Source organism: Bacillus sp. P4_D3 (genome assembly GCF_056401855.1).
In genome coordinates, this window is record NZ_JBFUIN010000500.1 from 1 (window position 1) to 2,327 (window position 2,327).

The following is a 2,327-nucleotide window of genomic DNA, read 5'->3' on the forward strand; positions in this document are numbered from 1 at the left end:
ATTCATCAACAGATCACCGCTTAAAAGAAATTGAGCGACAAAAGAAGAAGTTTATTTTTTCGTTTATTTTATCATTTCCGTTATTGTGGGCAATGGTGAGTCATTTTTCATTTACATCTTTTATTTATTTACCTGATATGCTTATGAACCCATGGGTGCAGCTGGCCCTTGCAACTCCAGTACAGTTTATAATTGGAGGCCAGTTTTATATTGGTGCTTATAAAGCGTTACGCAATAAAAGTGCAAACATGGATGTTCTTGTGGCACTTGGAACGTCCGCAGCTTATTTCTATAGTGTTTATTTAAGTATTCAATCAATTGGTTCTTCAGAACATATGACAGATTTATATTTTGAAACGAGCGCGGTACTTATTACTTTAATTATTTTAGGTAAATTATTTGAGGCGAAAGCAAAAGGGCGTTCATCAGAAGCTATTAAAAAGTTGATGGGATTACAAGCGAAAACTGCCACAGTTGTGCGAGATGGCACAGAAATGAAAATTTTAATCGAAGAAGTGGTAGCTGGTGATGTTGTCTATGTTAAACCTGGTGAAAAAATCCCAGTAGATGGAGAAATTGTAGAAGGAAAATCAGCGATAGATGAATCGATGTTAACAGGCGAGAGTATTCCAGTTGATAAAACAATTGGGGATGTAGTAATCGGTTCTACAATGAATAAAAATGGATTTTTAAAAGTTAAGGCAACTAAGGTAGGAAGAGACACTGCATTAGCTCAAATTATTAAAGTAGTGGAAGAGGCTCAAGGTTCGAAAGCTCCTATTCAAAGGGTAGCTGATCAAATTTCAGGTATTTTCGTACCTGTTGTAGTTGTGATTGCTATAATCACATTTGCGGTATGGATGATATTTGTTACACCTGGTGATTTTGGAGGAGCACTTGAGAAAATGATAGCAGTGCTTGTTATCGCTTGTCCATGTGCATTAGGTCTTGCAACACCTACATCTATTATGGCGGGATCAGGAAGATCAGCTGAATACGGTATTTTATTTAAAGGTGGAGAGCATTTAGAAGCGACGCACAGATTAGATACGATTATTTTAGATAAAACGGGTACAGTGACAAATGGAAAACCGGTATTAACTGATATAATTGTGGCAGATGGATTTGATGAGAAGGAAATATTAAAATTAGTTGGTGCAGCAGAAAGAAATTCTGAACATCCACTTGCAGAAGCAATTGTAGAAGGAATTAAAGAAAAGGGAATTRATATCCCAAGTTCAGAAACGTTTGAAGCAATTCCTGGCTTTGGTATTGAGTCGGTTGTAGAAGGGAAACAGTTATTAATTGGTACACGCCGATTAATGAAGAAGTTTAATATTGATATTGAAGAAGTTTCTAAAGCGATGGAAGAACTAGAGCGAGAAGGAAAAACGGCAATGCTTATAGCGATAGATAAGGAATATGCTGGAATTGTTGCTGTTGCAGATACTGTAAAGGATACTTCAAAAGCAGCAATTGCAAGACTTAAGAAAATGGGTCTAGATGTCGTTATGATTACAGGAGATAATACACAAACTGCTCAGGCAATTGCAAAGCAAGTTGGTATTGATCACGTAATTGCAGAAGTATTACCAGAAGGAAAAGCAGAAGAAGTGAAGAAACTTCAAGCTAGTGGTAAGAAAGTGGCTATGGTTGGAGATGGAATTAATGATGCTCCTGCTCTTGCTACAGCGGACATTGGAATGGCAATTGGAACAGGAACAGATGTAGCGATGGAAGCAGCGGATATTACGTTAATCCGTGGCGATTTAAATAGTATTGCTGATGCAATTTTCATGAGTAAAATGACGATTAGAAATATTAAGCAAAATTTATTCTGGGCATTAGCTTATAACGGCCTAGGAATTCCAATTGCGGCGCTCGGTTTCTTAGCTCCTTGGGTTGCAGGTGCAGCGATGGCGTTTAGTTCTGTATCAGTCGTATTAAATGCATTAAGATTGCAAAGAGTTAAATTGAAATCTTAAACACTTTCAGCTATAAAACGAATTTAATATGCTTTTTTACAATAAACAATACTTTGTATAAGTATTGTTTATTGTTCGTTTAGAAGGAAAGATCGATCTAATATAGAAAGAGCAGAAGTAGTGAATCTTATATAGTGGAAGAAACTGTTTCAAAAATAAAGACGAAATAATTATCCGGATAACCGAAATAGAAGAGTTAGTTTGATAAGGAGTTTTACATATGTTTAAAGATATTAAAATTAGAACATTCCAGAAAGAGGATTTAGAGCAAGTATTACAATTGTTCTATGAAACGGTTCATACGGTTAATGCACAAGATTATAATACGTTACAGCTACAGGC

1 protein-coding gene and 1 pseudogene are annotated in these 2,327 nt (G+C 35.9%); both read left to right on the forward strand.

Annotated features, from left to right (window positions below; all coding sequences use genetic code 11):
- The coding region (locus tag AC1DTM_RS23270; protein WP_477000994.1) for a copper-translocating P-type ATPase at window positions 1–1,985 on the forward strand (1,985 nt) is incomplete at its 5' end.
- A 220-nt stretch (window positions 1,986–2,205) separates the two neighbouring features.
- A pseudogene (locus AC1DTM_RS23275) lies at window positions 2,206–2,327 on the forward strand (GNAT family N-acetyltransferase); the annotation flags it as partial.